Origin of the sequence: Pseudomonas imrae, assembly GCF_046352735.2 — a bacterium.
GTDB classification, from domain to species: domain Bacteria; phylum Pseudomonadota; class Gammaproteobacteria; order Pseudomonadales; family Pseudomonadaceae; genus Aquipseudomonas; species Aquipseudomonas imrae.
Window position 1 is genome coordinate 929,310 of sequence record NZ_CP110853.2, and the last position, 20,705, is coordinate 950,014.

12 protein-coding genes, 2 tRNA genes and 3 rRNA genes are annotated in these 20,705 nt (G+C 55.9%); 14 read left to right on the top strand and 3 right to left on the bottom strand.

The annotated features are described in order from the left end of the window. Window positions 1-267 precede the first annotated feature (267 nt). From OQ460_RS04100 to OQ460_RS04165, 14 genes are all read left to right on the top strand, one after another. Window positions 268-1,992, top strand: coding sequence for an acetolactate synthase 3 large subunit (locus OQ460_RS04100; RefSeq protein WP_410020617.1), 1,725 nt, complete (start codon window positions 268-270; stop codon window positions 1,990-1,992). Between the two features lie 2 nt (window positions 1,993-1,994). Further along, window positions 1,995-2,486 (top strand): acetolactate synthase small subunit, encoded by a 492-nt coding sequence (gene ilvN, locus OQ460_RS04105; protein ID WP_003176102.1) that lies wholly within the window; start codon window positions 1,995-1,997, stop codon window positions 2,484-2,486. Window positions 2,487-2,533: 47 nt separating this feature from the next. Further along, window positions 2,534-3,550, top strand: a complete 1,017-nt coding sequence (ilvC, locus tag OQ460_RS04110; protein ID WP_160088600.1) for a ketol-acid reductoisomerase — start codon at window positions 2,534-2,536, stop codon at window positions 3,548-3,550. A gap of 144 nt (window positions 3,551-3,694) precedes the next feature. Beyond that, on the top strand, window positions 3,695-4,552 hold the full coding sequence (gene pssA / locus OQ460_RS04115) for a CDP-diacylglycerol--serine O-phosphatidyltransferase (RefSeq protein ID WP_410020618.1): 858 nt from the start codon (window positions 3,695-3,697) through the stop codon (window positions 4,550-4,552). Between the two features lie 62 nt (window positions 4,553-4,614). Further along, complete coding sequence (msrP, locus tag OQ460_RS04120; RefSeq protein WP_410020619.1) at window positions 4,615-5,628, top strand: protein-methionine-sulfoxide reductase catalytic subunit MsrP; 1,014 nt, start codon at window positions 4,615-4,617, stop codon at window positions 5,626-5,628. Then, entirely contained in the window at window positions 5,628-6,224 is a 597-nt protein-coding gene (gene msrQ, locus OQ460_RS04125; protein ID WP_410020620.1) for a protein-methionine-sulfoxide reductase heme-binding subunit MsrQ, read from the top strand. The genes msrP and msrQ overlap by 1 nt, the downstream gene beginning before the upstream one ends. Before the next feature lie 568 nt (window positions 6,225-6,792). Beyond that, window positions 6,793-8,329, top strand: a 16S ribosomal RNA gene (locus OQ460_RS04130). 125 nt (window positions 8,330-8,454) lie between these two features. Further along, window positions 8,455-8,531: transfer RNA gene (locus OQ460_RS04135), tRNA-Ile, on the top strand. A gap of 28 nt (window positions 8,532-8,559) precedes the next feature. Beyond that, window positions 8,560-8,635, top strand: a tRNA-Ala gene (locus tag OQ460_RS04140). A gap of 225 nt (window positions 8,636-8,860) precedes the next feature. Next, window positions 8,861-11,754 (top strand): 23S ribosomal RNA (locus OQ460_RS04145). Window positions 11,755-11,910: 156 nt separating this feature from the next. Next, window positions 11,911-12,026, top strand: a 5S ribosomal RNA gene (gene rrf / locus OQ460_RS04150). The 16S, 23S and 5S rRNA genes sit together here with 2 tRNA genes alongside, the layout of an rRNA operon. Window positions 12,027-12,188: 162 nt before the next feature. Next, entirely contained in the window at window positions 12,189-12,848 is a 660-nt protein-coding gene (locus OQ460_RS04155; RefSeq protein ID WP_410020621.1) for a paraquat-inducible protein A, read from the top strand. Then, a complete protein-coding gene (locus OQ460_RS04160) occupies window positions 12,835-13,458 on the top strand; it encodes a paraquat-inducible protein A (protein ID WP_410020622.1) in 624 nt (207 codons plus the stop codon). Before OQ460_RS04155 ends, OQ460_RS04160 begins: the two co-directional genes overlap by 14 nt. Next, window positions 13,451-15,754, top strand: a complete 2,304-nt coding sequence (locus OQ460_RS04165; protein WP_410020623.1) for a PqiB family protein — start codon at window positions 13,451-13,453, stop codon at window positions 15,752-15,754. The genes OQ460_RS04160 and OQ460_RS04165 overlap by 8 nt, the downstream gene beginning before the upstream one ends. A gap of 66 nt (window positions 15,755-15,820) precedes the next feature. On the opposite strand, the gene mksF is transcribed toward OQ460_RS04165, so the two are convergent. From mksF to mksB, 3 genes are read right to left on the bottom strand one after another with little or no spacing between them, the layout of a single operon-like run. Next, window positions 15,821-18,661, bottom strand: coding sequence for an Mks condensin complex protein MksF (gene mksF, locus OQ460_RS04170; protein WP_410020624.1), 2,841 nt, complete (start codon window positions 18,659-18,661; stop codon window positions 15,821-15,823). Continuing rightward, entirely contained in the window at window positions 18,658-19,365 is a 708-nt protein-coding gene (gene mksE, locus OQ460_RS04175) for an Mks condensin complex protein MksE (RefSeq protein ID WP_410020625.1), read from the bottom strand. Before mksE ends, mksF begins: the two co-directional genes overlap by 4 nt. Next, the gene (gene mksB / locus OQ460_RS04180; protein WP_410021923.1) at window positions 19,355-20,632 is read right to left on the bottom strand and encodes an Mks condensin complex protein MksB; all 1,278 of its coding nucleotides are present in this window, start codon (window positions 20,630-20,632) and stop codon (window positions 19,355-19,357) included. Before mksB ends, mksE begins: the two co-directional genes overlap by 11 nt. Between the last annotated feature and the right edge of the window lie 73 nt (window positions 20,633-20,705).

Sequence of the window (20,705 nt, forward strand, 5' to 3'; positions counted from 1 at the left end):
ATCCAATGGCCGCTGTAGAGGGACTGCCAGAAGCAGACCCACTCAGCAGATCATGAGGTGCATATCCGCGCCGACCTGTAACACCCGCAACGCGTTACCTCGCGCTGGGTGGGAAAATCCCGCAACACTTGGGACGCTCCCAATACTTGCTCAGTCAGTGCTGACGTAGTCGGCGACCACCGTCGCTCATGCTCTGTTGAGAAGTAAACCTATTAAGACCCGTCGGTTTTCAACGGACGGTATTCTGGCGTTTTAGAGGTGAACAACGTGGAGCTTTTATCTGGCGGTGAGATGCTCGTCCGCTTTTTGCGTGACGAAGGCGTCGATTATATCTATGGGTACCCAGGTGGTGCTCTGCTGCATGTCTACGACGCACTGTTCAAGGAACCTGCTGTTACCCACATCCTGGTTCGCCACGAACAGGCCGCGACCCATATGGCTGACGGTTATGCCCGTGCCACCGGTAAAGCCGGTGTAGTACTGGTGACTTCCGGCCCTGGCGCGACCAATGCCATCACCGGTATCGCGACTGCGTATATGGACTCCATTCCGATGGTGATCATTTCTGGCCAGGTGGCAAGCACCATGGTCGGTACCGATGCATTCCAGGAAACCGACATGATCGGTATTTCCCGGCCGATCGTGAAACACAGCTTCATGATCAAGCATGCTTCGGAAATCCCTGACGTCATGAAAAAGGCGTTCTACCTTGCGCAGTCCGGTCGCCCGGGCCCTGTGGTGGTGGATATTCCGAAGGACATGACCAATCCTGCGGAAAAATTCGAATACATTTTTCCGAAAAAAGCCAAGCTGCGCTCCTACAGCCCGGCCGTTCGTGGGCACTCGGGTCAGATCCGCAAGGCGGCAGAAATGCTGCTGGCGGCCAAGCGTCCGGTGCTCTACTCGGGTGGCGGCGTGATTCTGGGTGGTGGTTCCGCGCCACTGACCGAATTGGCCAAGATGCTCAATCTGCCGGTAACCAACACGCTGATGGGCTTGGGCGCATTCCCGGGCTCGGACCGTCAGTTCGTTGGCATGCTCGGGATGCACGGCAGTTACACCGCCAACCTGACCATGCACCATGCCGATGTGATTCTGGCTGTGGGTGCGCGGTTTGACGACCGGGTAATCAATGGCGCGAGCAAGTTCTGCCCGAATGCCAAGATTATCCATATCGACATTGACCCGGCGTCCATCTCCAAAACCATCAAGGCCGATGTGCCAATCGTGGGCCCGGTGGAAAGCGTGTTGACCGAAATGGTCGCGGCGCTCAAGGACATCGGCGAAACACCGAACAAGGATTCTGTCGCCAGTTGGTGGAAGCAGATTGACGAATGGCGCGGTGACCGCGGCCTGTTCCCCTATGACAAGGGCGATGGCAGCATCATCAAGCCACAAACCGTGATCGAAACCTTGTGCGAAGTGACCAAGGGCGATGCCTTCGTGACTTCGGACGTGGGCCAGCACCAGATGTTCGCGGCGCAGTACTACAAGTTCGACAAACCTAACCGTTGGATCAACTCCGGCGGCCTTGGCACGATGGGCTTTGGTTTTCCGGCGGCGATGGGTGTGAAGCTGAGCTTCCCGGACACTGATGTGGCGTGCGTCACGGGTGAAGGCAGTATCCAGATGAACATCCAGGAGCTGTCCACGTGCCTGCAATATGGTCTGCCGGTTAAGATCGTCTGCCTGAACAATGGTGTGCTGGGTATGGTTCGCCAGTGGCAGGACATGAGCTACGGCAGCCGTCACTCGCATTCCTACATGGAATCGTTGCCTGACTTCGTCAAGCTGGTTGAAGCCTATGGCCACGTCGGTATTCGCATCACCGATTTGAAGGATCTGAAGCCGAAGATGGAAGAGGCGTTTGCCATGAAGGATCGCCTGGTGTTCATCGATATCAAGGTCGACACCAGCGAGCACGTCTACCCGATGCAGATCAAAGACGGCTCTATGCGCGACATGTGGCTGAACAAGACGGAGCGTACCTAATCATGCGGCACATTATCTCCCTGCTTCTGGAGAACGAACCGGGCGCTCTGTCTCGTGTGGTCGGCCTGTTTTCGCAGCGCAACTACAACATCGAAAGCCTGACCGTGGCACCCACCGAAGACCCGACTCTGTCTCGTCTGACATTGACTACGGTAGGGCATGACGAGGTGATCGAGCAGATCACCAAGAACCTCAACAAGCTGATCGAAGTGGTCAAGCTGGTCGACTTATCGGAAAGCGCCCACATCGAACGTGAGTTGATGCTGGTTAAGGTCAAGGCCACGGGGGCCCAACGTGCCGAGATAAAACGCACCACCGATATTTATCGCGGGCAGATCGTCGATGTGAGTGCCAGCGTTTATACCGTGCAACTGACCGGTACAAGCGACAAGCTGGACAGCTTCATCCAGTCGATCGGGACGGCCTCGATTCTGGAAACCGTACGCAGTGGTGTCACCGGGATTGCCCGTGGCGACAAAGTACTCAGCATTTAACCCAAATTAGCGAATGGCCTTACGGCCTGGATATATAGAGGAACCTCATGAAAGTTTATTACGATAAAGATTGTGACCTGTCGATCATCCAGGGCAAAAAAGTCGCCATCATTGGTTACGGTTCCCAGGGCCATGCTCAAGCGTGCAACCTGAAAGATTCCGGCGTCGACGTGACTGTGGGTCTGCGCAAAGGCTCGGCCACTGTTGCCAAGGCAGAAGCCCACGGCCTGAAAGTGACTGACGTTGCTTCCGCGGTTGCAGCTGCCGACCTGGTCATGATCCTGACCCCGGACGAGTTCCAATCGTCCCTGTACAAGAACGAAATCGAGCCGAACATCAAGAAGGGCGCCACCCTGGCCTTCTCCCACGGCTTCGCGATTCACTACAACCAGGTTGTTCCGCGTGCCGACCTTGATGTGATCATGATCGCGCCAAAAGCGCCAGGTCACACCGTACGTTCCGAATTCGTCAAAGGCGGCGGTATCCCTGACCTGATCGCGATCTACCAGGACGCCTCGGGCAACGCGAAAAACGTTGCGCTGTCCTACGCTGCCGGCGTTGGTGGCGGTCGTACCGGCATCATCGAAACCACCTTCAAGGACGAGACCGAAACCGACTTGTTCGGCGAGCAAGCTGTTCTGTGCGGCGGTACCGTCGAACTGGTCAAAGCCGGTTTCGAAACCCTGGTTGAAGCTGGCTACGCGCCAGAAATGGCTTATTTCGAGTGCTTGCACGAACTGAAGTTGATCGTTGACCTCATGTACGAAGGCGGTATCGCCAACATGAACTACTCGATCTCCAACAACGCCGAATACGGTGAGTACGTGACGGGTCCGGAAGTGATCAACGCTGAGTCCCGCCAGGCGATGCGCAACGCCCTGAAACGTATTCAGGACGGCGAATACGCCAAAATGTTCATCAGCGAAGGTGCCACCGGCTATCCTTCGATGACCGCCAAGCGCCGTAACAATGCTGCCCATGGTATCGAAATCATTGGTGAGCAACTGCGCTCCATGATGCCGTGGATCGGCGCCAACAAGATTGTCGACAAAGCCAAGAACTAAGTCGTACGCATCAAGAGAAAACGCGGCTTAGGCCGCGTTTTTTCGTTTGGAGGGCAGCTTCTGGTATAAAGCTGCATCGTTTGCGGTCGAACATATGCCGTAAATGTCTGTCGAATTTTTTCACACCGTTGCAAGGTAAAGTCCATGAGCGAACGTCCCGAAGAGCCAAACCAGGCCTCTGACGCCGAAAGCCTGCTGCCGATAGATGAGCATGTCGAAGAAGGGCATGACGCTGAAGGCCGTAAAGTCCGGCACCGTGGTATCTATCTTCTGCCCAACCTGTTCACCACGGCGAACCTGTTTGCCGGCTTCTATTCCATCATCAACTCCATGAGCGCCCAAAGCGCCCTGGCAGCCGGTGATGCCGCCAGTGCGAGCAAGTATTTCGGTTTCGCCGCGATTGCGATCTTCGTTGCCATGGTCCTTGATGGCCTGGACGGGCGCGTGGCCCGGATGACCAATACCCAGAGTGCTTTTGGCGCCGAATATGATTCGCTATCGGACATGGTTGCCTTTGGTGTTGCGCCGGCGCTGCTGGCATTTGCCTGGGCGCTGGGGGATATGGGCAAGGTCGGTTGGATGGTTGCCTTTATCTATGTGGCGGGCGCGGCATTGCGGTTGGCTCGTTTCAACACGCAGGTGGGGACGGCGGATAAGCGCTACTTCATCGGCTTGGCGAGTCCGGCTGCGGCGGGCGTGGTGGCGGGTATTGTCTGGGCGTTCAGTGACTACGGGATCCAGGGCTCCAAGATGTCGTTCCTGGTGGCCTTGATGGTGGCGGCAGCGGGAATGCTGATGGTCAGTAATATCAAGTACAACAGCTTCAAGGAGCTGGACCTTAAGGGCCGCGTGCCATTTGTGGCCATTCTTGCGGTGGTCCTGGTATTTGCAGTGGTCTTCAGTGACCCGCCGCGTATCCTGCTCTTGGTATTCCTCGCTTATGCAGCGTCTGGCCCGGTGCAATACTTGCTGCATCTTCGCCGGCGCAAAACGTTGTCTTAATGTAATTTCTCCCATACTCCGCAGTCTATTGGTGCATAACCCTCCAGGACTGCGGAGTTGCCATGTTGATCAAAGTGCCAAAAACTTCCGATTGTCACGAGTCGGAAGTAACCCCCGAATCCCTCTATTTTTCTCGCCGCAGCCTCCTCGGCGGAGCGCTGGTTGGTGTCGCTGCGAGTAGCCTTCCTCGTTGGGCCAGTGCCGACGACGCGGCGCGTTATTCCGATGTAGAGCCTGGCAAGGCTCCTGGCTGGTTTGTCGAAAAGCTGCCTGACACAAAGTGGCAAGCAATTACCGTCAAGGACGAGGCTATTACACCGTTCAAGGACGCGACCCATTACAACAACTTCTATGAGTTCGGGACTGACAAAGGGGATCCGGCTGCCAATTCAGGATCACTCAAGACCGACCCCTGGAGCGTAGTAATCGATGGTGAGGTCGCGAAGCCGGGGCGTTATGCCTTGGAGGACTTCATGAAGCCCTATCAATTGGAAGAGCGAATCTACCGTTTGCGCTGTGTCGAGGCGTGGTCGATGGTTATTCCGTGGATCGGGTTTCCGATTTCGGCATTGCTCAAGCAGGTCGAGCCGACATCCAAGGCCAGGTACATCCGCTTTGAGACGTTGCAGGACCCGAAAAGTATGCCAGGGCAACGATCCGGTTTTGCGCTGATCGATTGGCCTTATATAGAAGGGTTGCGTCTGGATGAGGCGATGAATCCTTTGGCGATCCTGGCGGTCGGGATGTACGGTCGCGAGCTGCCAAATCAGAATGGTGCGCCGTTGCGATTGGTCGTGCCTTGGAAGTACGGCTTCAAGAGCATCAAGTCCATTGTGCGTATCAGCCTGGTCAGCGAGCAGCCGAAAACTACTTGGCAAAGCATAGCCGCGGATGAATATGGCTTCTATGCCAATGTTAACCCCACGGTTGATCACCCGCGTTGGACGCAGGCGCGGGAGCGTCGATTACCGAGTGGGTTGTTCAGTCCTAACGTGCGGGAGACGCAGATGTTCAACGGTTACGCCGAAGAAGTCGCTTCTCTTTATACCGGCCTTGACCTGCGGAAGAACTATTGATGCGTTATCCGGTCTGGCGTTTCGGCGTCTTCGTCGCGGCAGCAGTATGGCCGTTGCTTTGGTTATATGAAGCGTGGAACCTTGCGCTCGGGCCTGACCCAGGAAAAGTGCTGGTAGATCGGCTGGGGTTGGGTGTGCTGATTTTGTTGCTGGTGACCTTGAGCATGACTCCGCTGCAAAAGTTGAGCGGTTGGGCGGGGTGGATTGCCGTACGCCGCCAGTTGGGGTTGTGGTGTTTCACTTATGCGGTGCTGCATTTGGCGGCTTACTGTGTGTTTATCCTGGGTCTTGATTGGTCGCAACTGGGTGTCGAGCTGCTTAAGCGCCCATACATTATTGTCGGGGCGCTGGGGTTTATGGGGCTCTTGGCGTTGGCGGTGACTTCGAACCGGTATAGTCAGCGCAGGCTGGGCGCGCGCTGGAAAAAGCTGCATCGCTTGGTCTATGTGATTCTGGGGCTTGGCCTGTTGCATATGTTATGGATCGTTCGGGCAGATCTGAAGGAGTGGGCTATTTATGCATCTATAGGTGCGCTGCTTCTGATGCTTCGTTTGCCCCCGGTAATGCGCCGAATTCCGCGTTTGACGGCCAAATAAGTGCTTTGGGCAATAAAAGCGTAATTAACTGTTGACGGCGATTTATATCTGTCTATAATTCGCCCCACTTCCGGCGCAGTCGAAACGGAAAACTCCTTGGTAAACAAAGAGTTATGCGGAATTCGACAGCGACCTGCTTCAGATCATCGAAGCCTGGAAGGAGTTGGTAGAGCAAGGTTGTTTGGCTCTATTAACGGTTCGATCTTCTCGGTCGAAAGCGGAGAAAAAGAGGTGTTGACAGCAGCGTGTAACGCTGTAGAATTCGCCTCCCGCTAACGAGAGATCGGAAGCGCAAGTGGTTGAAGTTGCAGAGGAAACTTTGAAAACTTCTTAAAATAACCGCTTGACAGCAACAGAGGCTGCTGTAGAATGCGCGCCTCGGTTGAGACGAAAGATCTTAACCAACCGCTCTTTAACAACTGAATCAAGCAATTCGTGTGGGTGCTTGTGGAGTCAGACTGATAGTCAACAAGATTATCAGCATCACAAGTTACTCCGCGAGAAATCAAAGATGTAACCAACGATTGCTGAGCCAAGTTTAGGGTTTCTTAAAAACCCAAAGATGTTTGAACTGAAGAGTTTGATCATGGCTCAGATTGAACGCTGGCGGCAGGCCTAACACATGCAAGTCGAGCGGTAGAGAGAAGCTTGCTTCTCTTGAGAGCGGCGGACGGGTGAGTAATGCCTAGGAATCTGCCTGGTAGTGGGGGATAACGTTCGGAAACGGACGCTAATACCGCATACGTCCTACGGGAGAAAGCAGGGGACCTTCGGGCCTTGCGCTATCAGATGAGCCTAGGTCGGATTAGCTAGTTGGTGGGGTAATGGCTCACCAAGGCGACGATCCGTAACTGGTCTGAGAGGATGATCAGTCACACTGGAACTGAGACACGGTCCAGACTCCTACGGGAGGCAGCAGTGGGGAATATTGGACAATGGGCGAAAGCCTGATCCAGCCATGCCGCGTGTGTGAAGAAGGTCTTCGGATTGTAAAGCACTTTAAGTTGGGAGGAAGGGTTGTAGATTAATACTCTGCAATTTTGACGTTACCGACAGAATAAGCACCGGCTAACTCTGTGCCAGCAGCCGCGGTAATACAGAGGGTGCAAGCGTTAATCGGAATTACTGGGCGTAAAGCGCGCGTAGGTGGTTTGTTAAGTTGGATGTGAAATCCCCGGGCTCAACCTGGGAACTGCATTCAAAACTGACTGACTAGAGTATGGTAGAGGGTGGTGGAATTTCCTGTGTAGCGGTGAAATGCGTAGATATAGGAAGGAACACCAGTGGCGAAGGCGACCACCTGGACTGATACTGACACTGAGGTGCGAAAGCGTGGGGAGCAAACAGGATTAGATACCCTGGTAGTCCACGCCGTAAACGATGTCAACTAGCCGTTGGGAGCCTTGAGCTCTTAGTGGCGCAGCTAACGCATTAAGTTGACCGCCTGGGGAGTACGGCCGCAAGGTTAAAACTCAAATGAATTGACGGGGGCCCGCACAAGCGGTGGAGCATGTGGTTTAATTCGAAGCAACGCGAAGAACCTTACCAGGCCTTGACATCCAATGAACTTTCTAGAGATAGATTGGTGCCTTCGGGAACATTGAGACAGGTGCTGCATGGCTGTCGTCAGCTCGTGTCGTGAGATGTTGGGTTAAGTCCCGTAACGAGCGCAACCCTTGTCCTTAGTTACCAGCACGTCATGGTGGGCACTCTAAGGAGACTGCCGGTGACAAACCGGAGGAAGGTGGGGATGACGTCAAGTCATCATGGCCCTTACGGCCTGGGCTACACACGTGCTACAATGGTCGGTACAGAGGGTTGCCAAGCCGCGAGGTGGAGCTAATCCCACAAAACCGATCGTAGTCCGGATCGCAGTCTGCAACTCGACTGCGTGAAGTCGGAATCGCTAGTAATCGCGAATCAGAATGTCGCGGTGAATACGTTCCCGGGCCTTGTACACACCGCCCGTCACACCATGGGAGTGGGTTGCACCAGAAGTAGCTAGTCTAACCTTCGGGAGGACGGTTACCACGGTGTGATTCATGACTGGGGTGAAGTCGTAACAAGGTAGCCGTAGGGGAACCTGCGGCTGGATCACCTCCTTAATCGACGACATCAGCTGCTCCATAAGTTCCCACACGAATTGCTTGATTCATTGAAGAAGACGATAGAAGCAGCTTCAAGCTTTAAGCTACAAGCTTCAAGTTTGATTGCGTAACGCATCAAAATTGGGTCTGTAGCTCAGTTGGTTAGAGCGCACCCCTGATAAGGGTGAGGTCGGCAGTTCGAATCTGCCCAGACCCACCAATTTTAGTGTCGCAACCCGTTAAAAAGCGGGGCCATAGCTCAGCTGGGAGAGCGCCTGCCTTGCACGCAGGAGGTCAACGGTTCGATCCCGTTTGGCTCCACCATTAACTGCTTCTACTTGTTAGAGTTTAGAAATGAATATTCTTAAGCGAATATTGATTTCTAGTCTTTGATTAGATCGTTCTTTAAAAATTTGGGTATGTGATAGAAAGATAGACTGGACGTTACTTTCACTGGTAACGGATCAGGCTAAGGTAAAATTTGTGAGTAATTGCGAATTTTCGGCGAATGTTGTCTTCACAGTATAACCAGATTGCTTGGGGTTATATGGTCAAGTGAAGAAGCGCATACGGTGGATGCCTTGGCAGTCAGAGGCGATGAAAGACGTGGTAGCCTGCGAAAAGCTTCGGGGAGTCGGCAAACAGACTTTGATCCGGAGATGTCTGAATGGGGGAACCCAGCCATCATAAGATGGTTATCTTGTACTGAATACATAGGTGCAAGAGGCGAACCAGGGGAACTGAAACATCTAAGTACCCTGAGGAAAAGAAATCAACCGAGATTCCCTTAGTAGTGGCGAGCGAACGGGGACTAGCCCTTAAGTGGCTTTGAGATTAGCGGAACGCTCTGGAAAGTGCGGCCATAGTGGGTGATAGCCCTGTACGCGAAAATCTCTTAGTCATGAAATCGAGTAGGACGGAGCACGAGAAACTTTGTCTGAATATGGGGGGACCATCCTCCAAGGCTAAATACTACTGACTGACCGATAGTGAACTAGTACCGTGAGGGAAAGGCGAAAAGAACCCCGGAGAGGGGAGTGAAATAGATCCTGAAACCGTATGCGTACAAGCAGTGGGAGCCCACTTTGTTGGGTGACTGCGTACCTTTTGTATAATGGGTCAGCGACTTATTTTCAGTGGCGAGCTTAACCGAATAGGGGAGGCGTAGCGAAAGCGAGTCTTAATAGGGCGTCTAGTCGCTGGGAATAGACCCGAAACCGGGCGATCTATCCATGGGCAGGTTGAAGGTTGGGTAACACTAACTGGAGGACCGAACCGACTACCGTTGAAAAGTTAGCGGATGACCTGTGGATCGGAGTGAAAGGCTAATCAAGCTCGGAGATAGCTGGTTCTCCTCGAAAGCTATTTAGGTAGCGCCTCATGTATCACTGTAGGGGGTAGAGCACTGTTTCGGCTAGGGGGTCATCCCGACTTACCAAACCGATGCAAACTCCGAATACCTACAAGTGCCGAGCATGGGAGACACACGGCGGGTGCTAACGTCCGTCGTGAAAAGGGAAACAACCCAGACCGTCAGCTAAGGTCCCAAAGTTATGGTTAAGTGGGAAACGATGTGGGAAGGCTTAGACAGCTAGGAGGTTGGCTTAGAAGCAGCCACCCTTTAAAGAAAGCGTAATAGCTCACTAGTCGAGTCGGCCTGCGCGGAAGATGTAACGGGGCTCAAACCATACACCGAAGCTACGGGTATCATCTTAGGATGATGCGGTAGAGGAGCGTTCTGTAAGCCTGTGAAGGTGAGTTGAGAAGCTTGCTGGAGGTATCAGAAGTGCGAATGCTGACATGAGTAACGACAATGGGTGTGAAAAACACCCACGCCGAAAGACCAAGGTTTCCTGCGCAACGTTAATCGACGCAGGGTTAGTCGGTCCCTAAGGCGAGGCTGAAAAGCGTAGTCGATGGAAAACAGGTTAATATTCCTGTACTTCTGGTTATTGCGATGGAGGGACGGAGAAGGCTAGGCCAGCTTGGCGTTGGTTGTCCAAGTTTAAGGTGGTAGGCTGGAATCTTAGGTAAATCCGGGATTCTAAGGCCGAGAGCTGATGACGAGTCATCTTTTAGATGACGAAGTGGTTGATGCCATGCTTCCAAGAAAAGCTTCTAAGCTTCAGGTAACCAGGAACCGTACCCCAAACCGACACAGGTGGTTGGGTAGAGAATACCAAGGCGCTTGAGAGAACTCGGGTGAAGGAACTAGGCAAAATGGCACCGTAACTTCGGGAGAAGGTGCGCCGGTGAGGGTGAAGGACTTGCTCCGTAAGCTCATGCCGGTCGAAGATACCAGGCCGCTGCGACTGTTTATTAAAAACACAGCACTCTGCAAACACGAAAGTGGACGTATAGGGTGTGACGCCTGCCCGGTGCCGGAAGGTTAATTGATGGGGTTAGCTAACGCGAAGCTCTTGATCGAAGCCCCGGTAAACGGCGGCCGTAACTATAACGGTCCTAAGGTAGCGAAATTCCTTGTCGGGTAAGTTCCGACCTGCACGAATGGCGTAACGATGGCGGCGCTGTCTCCACCCGAGACTCAGTGAAATTGAAATCGCTGTGAAGATGCAGTGTATCCGCGGCTAGACGGAAAGACCCCGTGAACCTTTACTATAGCTTTGCACTGGACTTTGAATTTGCTTGTGTAGGATAGGTGGGAGGCTTTGAAGCGTGGACGCCAGTTCGCGTGGAGCCAACCTTGAAATACCACCCTGGCAACTTTGAGGTTCTAACTCAGGTCCGTTATCCGGATCGAGGACAGTGTATGGTGGGTAGTTTGACTGGGGCGGTCTCCTCCTAAAGAGTAACGGAGGAGTACGAAGGTGCGCTCAGACCGGTCGGAAATCGGTCGTAGAGTATAAAGGCAAAAGCGCGCTTGACTGCGAGACAGACACGTCGAGCAGGTACGAAAGTAGGTCTTAGTGATCCGGTGGTTCTGTATGGAAGGGCCATCGCTCAACGGATAAAAGGTACTCCGGGGATAACAGGCTGATACCGCCCAAGAGTTCATATCGACGGCGGTGTTTGGCACCTCGATGTCGGCTCATCACATCCTGGGGCTGAAGCCGGTCCCAAGGGTATGGCTGTTCGCCATTTAAAGTGGTACGCGAGCTGGGTTTAGAACGTCGTGAGACAGTTCGGTCCCTATCTGCCGTGGACGTTTGAGATTTGAGAGGGGCTGCTCCTAGTACGAGAGGACCGGAGTGGACGAACCTCTGGTGTTCCGGTTGTCACGCCAGTGGCATTGCCGGGTAGCTATGTTCGGAATAGATAACCGCTGAAAGCATCTAAGCGGGAAACTAGCCTCAAGATGAGATCTCACTGGAACCTTGAGTTCCCTGAAGGGCCGTCGAAGACTACGACGTTGATAGGTTGGGTGTGTAAGCGCTGTGAGGCGTTGAGCTAACCAATACTAATTGCCCGTGAGGCTTGACCATATAACACCCAAGCAATTTGAGTACTCGAAAGAGCATCAGATTGCGGTGTGTGAAGACGATACAAACCGAAAGTTTGCGCTCACAAAACACCGAACGCTGTCACATACCCAATTTGCTGAAGCGAGGCCATCTGGTCACGACTCAGTACCCGAATTTCTTGACGACCATAGAGCATTGGAACCACCTGATCCCATCCCGAACTCAGTAGTGAAACGATGCATCGCCGATGGTAGTGTGGGGTTTCCCCATGTGAGAGTAGGTCATCGTCAAGATTAAATTCCGAAACCCCATTTGCGAAAGCAGGTGGGGTTTTGTTTTGCATGGTCGAAAAGTGGCGGCAGACCACTCTGTGTAGTGCCGACAAATTTGCACAGTTATTTCCGAGCCAGAACACTAGAATAGGCCCCTAATCATTTTTAGAGTTCGAGCCCTATATGCCCGATCCGGTTGATACCCTAAAGGTGTCGGATTTGCCGCTCGATGACTTGGTGGCGTGCCACGAGTGCGACTTGCTGATGCGTAAGCCAGAGCTTGCCCACGGTGAAAAAGCCCAATGCCCACGCTGTGGTTATGAGCTGTATGCCCATCGCCACAATGTCATCGAACGAAGCCTAGCCTTGGTGCTCGCGGCCCTGCTGCTGTACGTCCCTGCGAACTTTCTACCTGTCATGCAGCTCAATCTGCTCGGGCAGTCCTCTGAGGACACGGTCTGGAGTGGCGTTGTCGCTTTGTTTAATACCGGCATGCAGGGCGTTGCCGGGGTGGTGTTCCTTTGCAGCATGGGCATTCCGTTGGTCAAGCTTCTCTGCCAGCTCGCGGTATTGCTCAGTATTCGTTGGAACATTGGCCGTAGCTATGGCCTGTTGCTCTACCGTATTTATCACCACCTGCGGGATTGGGGAATGCTTGAGGTCTATCTGATGGGCGTGCTGGTCGCTATCGTCAAATTGGCCGACATGGCGTCCCTCACCCTGGGGCTGGGGCTGGCATGTTTTGTCAGCTTGTTGATAGTTCAGGTCCTGCTGGAGGTGGTGATGTCGCCTCACCAGATCTGGCAAGCGTTGTCTGGAGAGGATGCACATGCGGGCGATTGATGCAGGCATTCTGATCTGTATGGAATGTCACGAACTGAACAGGCAAGAGCTTGATGCCGATGAGCAAACCTGCACCCGTTGCGGTGCGTTGGTCCATGCGCGGCGCCCGAACAGTTTAATGCGTACCTGGGCGTTGCTGATTACTGCCGCGATCTTGTACATCCCGGCTAACCTGTTGCCGATCATGACGGTCAGCTCACTGGGGCAGGGTGCTCCAAGTACCATCATGGCAGGTGTAATCGAGCTGGTTCAGCATGGCATGTTCCCCATTGCCGCCGTGGTGTTTGTCGCGAGTATCCTGGTGCCGACCTTCAAGTTGGTAGGGATCGGGTTGTTACTCTTTTCGGTGCAACGCCATCAGCCGCTTTCCGCCCGGCAACGCATTATCATGTACCGCTTCATTGAGTTCATCGGACGCTGGTCGATGCTGGATATCTTTGTGATCGCCATCCTCGTGGCGGTTGTCAACTTTGGGCGACTTGCCAGTGTCGAGGCCAATCTCGGCGCCGTGGCTTTCGCCAGCGTGGTGATTTTGACGATGCTTGCTGCAGTAACTTTTGATCCCCGACTGATTTGGGATAACACGGAGTCGGACAACGACCATGACTGATTTGCCAACGGCTAAAACCCGCCCAGCTTCGAACTGGTCGGCCATTTGGGTGCTGCCTCTGATCGCCTTGGTGATTGGCGGCTGGCTCGGATGGCGGGCCTACAGCCAGACGGGTATCGAGATCCAGGTACGTTTTGACAGTGGTGAAGGGATCCAGGTCAACAAGACCGAGGTGGTTTACAAAGGCATGCCCGTGGGCAAGGTCAAGACCCTCGCGCTGGATGATGAGGGCAGTAATCGTGGGGTGATTGCCACGATCGAGATGAACAAGGACGTCGAGCAGTACCTCAAGTCCAACACGCGCTTCTGGCTGGTCAAGCCCAGCGTGAGCCTGGCCGGGATCACTGGCCTGGAAACCCTGGTCTCGGGTAACTACATCGCTGCCAGTCCTGGCGATGGCGAACCCACCCGCAAGTTCAAGGCACTCTCCGAAGAGCCGCCATTGTCCGACGCCAAGCCCGGCCTGCACCTGACCGTCAAGGCCGACCGACTCGGCTCACTCGACCGCGGCAGCCCAGTGTTCTACAAGCAGATCCAGGTCGGCCAGGTTAAAAGCTACCTGCTCTCCGCCGATCAGAGCACCGTCGAGATCAAGCTCTACATCGAGCCGACTTACGCCAATCTGGTGCGTAAACATACGCGTTTCTGGAATGCCAGCGGCATCAGCATCGACGCCAACCTGTCAGGCGTCAAGGTTCGCAGCGAATCCCTGGCCAGCATCGTATCCGGCGGGATCGCCTTCGCCACCCCGGAAAATCGCAAGGACAGTCCGCCGACAGACCCAAGCCTGCCGTTCCGTCTGTACGAAGACTTTGACGCCGCTGCGGCAGGTATCCGGATCAAGGTCAAACTCAGTGACTTCGAAGGGCTGCAAGCAGGTCGTACACCCGTAATGTACAAAGGCATCCAGGTTGGCAGCTTGAAGGCCCTGAAGGTCGATGCCGACCTTTCCAGCGCCAGCGCCGAACTGACCCTGGATCCACTGGCCGAAGATTATCTGGTCGAAGGTACGCAATTCTGGGTGGTCAAGCCGTCCATATCCCTGGCGGGCATCACCGGCCTGGAAGCCCTGGTCAAGGGTAACTACATCGCTATCCGTCCTGGCGATAAAGGCGCCACTCCCCAGCGTGAGTTCGAGGCACGTCCCAAAGCCCCGCCACTGGACTTGCGCTCACCTGGCCTGCACCTCGTCTTGCTCACCGACAACCTCGGGTCCCTGGAGGTCGGAAGCCCGATCCTCTACAAACAGGTCAAGGTCGGTTCGGTGCAAAGCTATCAGTTCTCGCGCAAGCGCAAACAGTTGGTGATTGGCGTCCATATCGAGAAGGAATATGAAGGGCTGGTCAACGGCTCGACACGTTTCTGGAATGCCAGCGGCGTGACCTTGACCGGTGGACTCACCGGCGGCATCCAGGTGAAAAGCGAGTCCCTGCAAAGCCTGATGGCTGGAGGTATCGCCTTTGAGACCCCTGAGCAAAACGTGAAACTGAAGAACCGCATTCCACGCTTCCGCCTGTTTGCTGATCATGAGGCTGCCAGTCAGAGCGGGACCCTGGTGACGATCAAGGTCGATCGGGCCGATGGCCTGAGTCCCGGCACACCGATCCGTTTCAAGGGCCTGGATGTGGGCAAGATCGAAAGTGTCGATTTGAGCGCCGATATGCAGTCTGTGTTGCTCAGTGCGCGCATCACGCAGGTGCCCGAGCGAATTGCCCGTGCCGGCAGCCAGTTCTGGGTAGTCAAGCCTGAGCTTGGCTTGATGAAAACCGCGAACCTGGAGACGCTGGTGACCGGTCAGTACATTGAAGTATTGCCACCGGTAAAAAGCGCTGGCCCGCAAAAAAACTTCGTGGCCCTGGCCCAGCCGCCAGAGGTCCATGTGCCGGAGGCCGGATTGAGCCTGGTGCTCAGTGCTGCCCGTCGCGGTTCGCTTAAGGTCGGGGTGCCGGTGACCTACCGTGAAGTCACCGTGGGCAAGGTCACCGGTTATGAACTGGGCCAGAGCGCCGACCGTGTGTTGATCCATGTGCTGATCGAGCCCAAATATGCGCCGTTGGTACGCGGCGGAAGCCGTTTCTGGAACACCAGTGGCTTTGGTGTCGACTTCGGTCTGTTCAAAGGGGCGACCGTGCGTACTGAGTCGCTGGAAACCCTGATCCAGGGTGGTATTGCGTTTGCCACTCCTGAAGGTGAACGCATGGGTAACCGCGCGCTGCCCGAACAGACTTTTCCATTGTTCGACAAGTTTGAAGACGAATGGCTGATCTGGGCGCCGAAGATCCCGCTAGGTAAGTAAAGGTAAGCCCATGAAAAAGGCCGCGATCCAATGGATCGCGGCCTTTTTGCATTTCAGTGCAGCCGATCAGACCTCATTGAGCTCTGGCTCATCTGCCTGTACATTTACCGTCGACTTCACCACATCGTGGCGGCGAATGTATTTCCAGTCCGCCTCATCGATGTAAATCCCGTTCGGCCCGCTGCCACCCTCCAGGTCGATGGCGACCTGGGCGCAAACCTGTGGTTTCACACTGGCCAGGATCGGCACGAAGCCCAGTTGCAGACTGGTTTCCAGCAACGCTGCCTGGTTCTTCTCGTCGATGTCTGCCGCTTCGTCAAGGTAGTAGGGCAGGCGCACGCGACCAGCCTGGTCGCGATCCATCAAGTGCAGCAACAAGTACATGTTGGTCAGCGCCTTGATGGTCATGGTAGTGCCGTTGGACGCTGCACCGTCGATGTCGGTATGGATCACTGGCTGACCGTTGACCTTGGTGATCTCGAATGCCAGCTCGAACAGATCCTTGAGGCCCAATTGGTTATGGTTCGCCGCGACCAGGCGTGCCAGGTATTCCTTGGCCTCCTCGTTCTTGTTGTCCTGCTCGGCGCTTTGGCTGAGATCGAACACCGACAGGGTTTCGCCTTCTTCATACTGACCGGCGCTGTGGATAATCTGGTCGATATGCTTGAGGGCTTCCTTGTTCGGCGCCAGCACAATACGGAAGCTTTGCAGGTTGGACACCTGGCGCTTGTTGATCTCTCGGTTGAACAGCGCCAGTTGATGCTCGAGGCTGTCGTAGTCGCTGCGAATATTGCGCAGTGTCCGCGCGATATCGGTAACTGCGGCACGTCGTGCCTTGCCCAGCGTCAGGGCTTCGTCAGTGCGGTGGGCATAGGCGTTGATCAGCAGGTGCAGGCGGCGCTCCATATCGTCTTCGCTGTCGAACTTGGCCACGCCCTTGAGGCGTACCTGAGCGTACAGTGCTTCGATTTGCCCATCGGCGCGCAACAGGCCTTGCCAGCTGTCCTGATAGTCGTTGAGCAGCGGCAGCAGGTTATCCATGGAGTCATCGACCGGATCCATGAACGGTGTACCGAATGGCAAGTCTGCCGGCAGCAACTGACGACGGCGCAAGGCGTCATCCAACGTGCGTTGCTTGGCTTCCATGTCAGCGATCTGGCGGCCCACCAGTTGCAGCTTGGCCGACAGTTGCTGGACGCGCTCGGTAAAAGCATCACTGGAACGCTTCAACTCGTCCTGCGCCGCTTCCATCTGCGCCAGTTGTTCGTGTTTTTCGCCTTCTTCGGCGCTCAAGGTTTGCGTGCGGCGGAAATCTTCCAGGGCTTTCTGGGCGTCCAGCACTTGCTGGTACAGCGCTTCCGTCTGGGTTTTGCTCGCCGCGCGGTCAGATACTACCGCCGCCTGGGTTTTCAGTTGCTTGAGTTCTTTTTCCAGGCGCTCCTTCTGGTCGCGCAATGCCGCGCGATCGGCGAGAGCCTGCAGCGCTGGCGGTTCGATGTGCGAGATATCGATCGACAATCCCGGCACTTCGAAACGTTCGCCCTTGAAGCCATCGAGGATCAGTTCCAGCGACTTCACCCACTGGCCATCCTCATCCAGGGTGATGCCGTGCTCACCCAGCGGCAGGCTGAACAACGAGCTGTTGAACAGACGCATCAGCCGCTCGACATCCTGCTGTGAAAACTCCTCGCGCAGCTTGGCGTAGCTGTTGTTGTCCGCATGATCCAGCTGCTGCTTGACCGACTTCAGGCGTTTTTCCAGGTCACGCAAGCGTTCGTCCAGGTCCTCGGCACTGAACTGCCGGGACTGCGCCAGGGCGCCCGCCAATTCATCGTGGGCATCCTTGGCCGCCAACAGTTGCTGTTCCAGCACCTTGACGTTATCCACCAGGGCAAAGCGGTGCTTGAGTACCGACAGCTCTCCCAGCCAACGCTGAATCCCGCTGATCTCGCGCTCCAGGCGCATCAGCTCCTGAGTGCCGCCGCGCTGATCGTTCTGCAGGGCGTCTTGCTCGTTGCGATAATGCTCGGCCTGGATGGTCAGCTCTTCCTTGCGCGCACCGGCGTAGTCCGACCAAGTGCCCAGCAGCGAATCCAGGAGCGGCGACAGGCGATGCAATTTACCGCGCAGGATGTCGCGCTGCTTCACACCGTTAGCCAGCGCCTCGACCAATGGGCCTGCGGCGACCAGCGAGTTGTAGTCCTGTTCCATGCGTCGCACATCGCGGAACGCTTCTTCACACGCGGCAATGTAATCAACACTGCCGGAGCGCAGGCTGTGTTCGAACGCGTCGAGGAACAGTTGCTTGAGCTTGGCCGCAGTGATTTCGCGCATATGCAGCAGGTTGATAAACAGTGCGCGGAAGGTCTTCAGGCTTTGCTCGCTGGTAGAGCGCAGCGGAATCAGGGTCAGGTCCAACGGGATCGAAGTGTGGCCGCCCACCAGCAAGCGCCGCAGTTCATCGGGCTTGAGCTCATAGGCTTTCAGGCCTTCGCGCTCCAGGTTGGTAAACAGCTCTTTCTGGCGCAGGCAGGTGTCGTTCTTCTGGTAGTGGGCCAGGTCGAGCTTGCCTGCGTAGGCAAAGAACTGGTGACCGAAACCGCCGCCCGGGCCACGACCGACGACGCCGATCACATGCGGACCGTGGGGCAGGAGGACTTCCACGAGGATGTAGCTGGTGTCGGTGGCAAAGTAGAAGCGTCGCGACTGTTCCAGAGTGTACTTGCCGAAGCTCATGTCTGACATGCGCGCCAGAATCGGGAACTGCAAGGCGTTGATCGAGGCCGATTTGCCCAGGTTGTTCGCACCGTACACCGACAAAGGCTCTTCCAGCGGGAACAGACCCAAACTGTAACCTGCAGTGTTCAAAAGGGCGAAGCGGCGAATGCCGTAGCGTTCCTTGCTCATGCATCAGTCTCCTGTTCTTCGGCGATGGCACGGGCCAGCGCGTCTTCTTCGCTTTCTTCTGCGAAGTCACTAAGGTCCAGCGGGTCGTCGGTCCTGAGCAGTTTTTCATCGCTGTCTTCGTCGATGATCACCGGTGCCGGCAATGGCAGCACGCTGTGTACGCTGGCGGCGAGGTCGCGGTCTGCCTGGACCGAGAGGCAAACGTCGAGGAAGCGGTGCATCGGCGGCAGGAAGCGATAGGCACCGTTCTCTTCACTGGCAAAGCCGAGCTGGGTCATGCGGCGCATGATTTTTTCTTCGAGTTCTTCCTGGGTCTGCACTTCGGCCTGGATAAACAGGTCGCGGTACTTATCCAGCAGGGACGGCAATTCGTCACGGCCCAGGCTGCCACCGTCGAGTACTGCGATCGGGTCACGGCCCTGGTCGGCGAGGTGCTCGACAATGATGAAGGTGAACAGCGCCAGGCGCTGCGCGGTCTTGTTGACCTGCGCGGCAGCGACGGCGGTGTCCGGTACGAAATAGTAGAAACCACGGGTGTCGCATACCAGCTCAAAGCCCAGGGCCTTGAACAGCGTGCGGTACTGGTCCTGGAAGTTCGACAGTTGCGCGTACAGCTCCGGGTCGCGGCGGCTGACGTGGTAACCCTTGAACAGTTCGCGAAAGATCGGTGCCAGTTGGGACAGTTCGGATAGATCAAGATGCATGAGGGGTGCTCGCAGAATGCTCGGCCGCGTCAAGGCTGGCCGGGAGCAGGGCGAATGAGCGCAGGCTGACCTGGTGCTCGTGAGTATGGTAATCCCGGCGTTCCAGGCGCTCGCGCTTGAAACGCTTCTCCCGCGACAGACGCGAGAACCAGTACAGCAACTCGTCGGTTGCGCCGTCCGGTTCCTGCTCCAGCAGCCAGCTCATCAGGTCTGGCATTGGCAGCGCGTCTTCGCAACGCTCGAGCATTTCCTTGACCGTGCGCGGCGCACGCTGGGCTTCGCCCTTGTGGAGTTTGTGGGCCTTGGGGAAGCGCGCAGGCTTGGGCTCGAAATTCGCCAGCGCGTACACGTAGGCTTCGACCTGACTGGCACTGCCAAGGAATGTGCTTTGCGGGCGGGTAAACATCGGCATTGCTGCTTGCGGTACCGCGTCCAGGCCCTTGCGGCGGATGGCCGACAAGGCCAATGCTGCGCCACGGGTCACCGCGTTGTGCCGGCGTGCCTCTTCTCGCAGCGGTAGCAGCAGTTCCCGGGCATGACGCAGGGTCAACTGGGCGCTGGTCTGCATTTCGAGGATGCGCGCGTGGGTGCGCAACAGCATGTCGTCGTCCACCAGATGACCGAGGCGCTGCTGTTCGGTGAGCATGCGCAGCAGGACGTTTTCGACCTTGCGCACACCTTGCTCGAACGCGCCGTCGGCGTTCACCAGTTGGATCATCGGTTCGACGTACTCGTCCCAGGTCGCCAGGACTTCGGCATAGCGCTGGCGCAACGGAATTTGCCGGTCGCTGGTCTTGGCCCGGTCGGCCACGGCGGCCAGGGCCTGCTCATCGTTGGCAAGCTTTTTCAGCACGTCGCGCACGCGCATGTCCAGCAACCTCAGTTGGCGGGCCAGATCATGTCCGTCGCGGATGTCGAAGGCATCCTGGATATAACCGGCCAGGCGTTCGAGGTGGCGCAGGTAGGCTTCGATTTCCAGGCACAAGCCTAGCCGGTGCTCCTTGCGCAGGTAAGCGAGGAAGTCATGGATCTGTGCGTTGAGCTCGAAACGGTTCGGGCTCTTGGCGACAGGCACCAGGATATCCAGGCGGATCCACACGTCCAGCAGGCTGGTAATGTCCTGCGGCGTGCTGTCCAGTTGTTGGGCCGCCAGTTGTGTGCGCAGCTCACCAAGGCTCAAGGTGCCTTGGTCGAAGTGCTCGCACAGTGGCTCAAGCAGGGCCCAGTGTTCGGCGAGGGCGCGCAAGACGCGCTTGGGTTCGATCATCGGAATGGCCGGCTGGTTGGCGATTAAAAGCAGCGATTGTACTGCATCGGCGGCGGGATTTATCCACAGCCGG